This window comes from Mesorhizobium sp. M7A.F.Ca.US.002.01.1.1 (assembly GCF_004022955.1).
Classification (GTDB): domain Bacteria; phylum Pseudomonadota; class Alphaproteobacteria; order Rhizobiales; family Rhizobiaceae; genus Mesorhizobium; species Mesorhizobium ciceri.
In genome coordinates this window covers 1-718 of the sequence record NZ_RZQE01001001.1, presented here as the reverse complement: position 1 = coordinate 718, position 718 = coordinate 1, and the positions used below count along the sequence as shown (strand labels likewise).

The window sequence follows — 718 nt, the reverse complement described above, 5'->3', positions numbered from 1 at the left end:
CTAGAAACGGTGTAAGAACTGTATCGGTCACCTTCGCCGAATAGCGTGTGCTGATATTCAGGTGAGACTGGCCGCAAACGGCGGTTTCGTGCGCTTCCGGTGCTCACGTACTTCAGTACGCTCCGCTCCGGTTCTCGGAAACCACCGTTTTCGACTCAGCCTGACCTGAATCTCAACACATGCTGGGCGTGAACGCGTTTAGGCAAGAAAATCAGCGGGGCGAAAAATGCCAATTGTACGCGGCAAGAACATCGAAGTCCTGTTTTCTGCATCGGCGATCGCGCGGCGCAATCTCGAACTCGCCAAGGAGATTGCCGGACACGACTACCATGACCTCCTGGTGATCTCGGTGCTGAAGGGGTCGTTCATCTTCGCCGCAGATCTCATCCGCGCCATGCACGATGTCGGCCTGTCGCCGGAGGTCGAATTCATCTTCATCTCCAGCTATGGCGCCGGCACCAGCAGCGGCGAGGTGAGGGTGCTGCGCGACATCGACAATGAGGTCGCTGGCCGCGACGTGCTGCTGATCGACGACATTCTCGAATCGGGCAAGACGCTGAGCTTCACCCGGGAGCTGATGCTGTCGCGGGGCGCCAAGAGCTGTTCGATCGCCGTGCTGCTCGACAAGCGCATGCGCCGCCAGACCGAACTCAATGCCGATTATGTCGGCTTCGACTGCCCCGACTATTTCGTCGTCGGCTACGGCATGGATGTAGCC

The 718-nt window shown here is 58.8% G+C and carries 1 protein-coding gene; it reads left to right on the top strand.

All coding sequences use genetic code 11. The features are described from left to right. Positions 1–226: 226 nt before the first annotated feature. Positions 227–718, top strand: a 492-nt coding sequence (gene hpt / locus EN932_RS37370) for a hypoxanthine phosphoribosyltransferase (RefSeq protein WP_128369585.1), incomplete at its 3' end; no start/stop codon positions are given.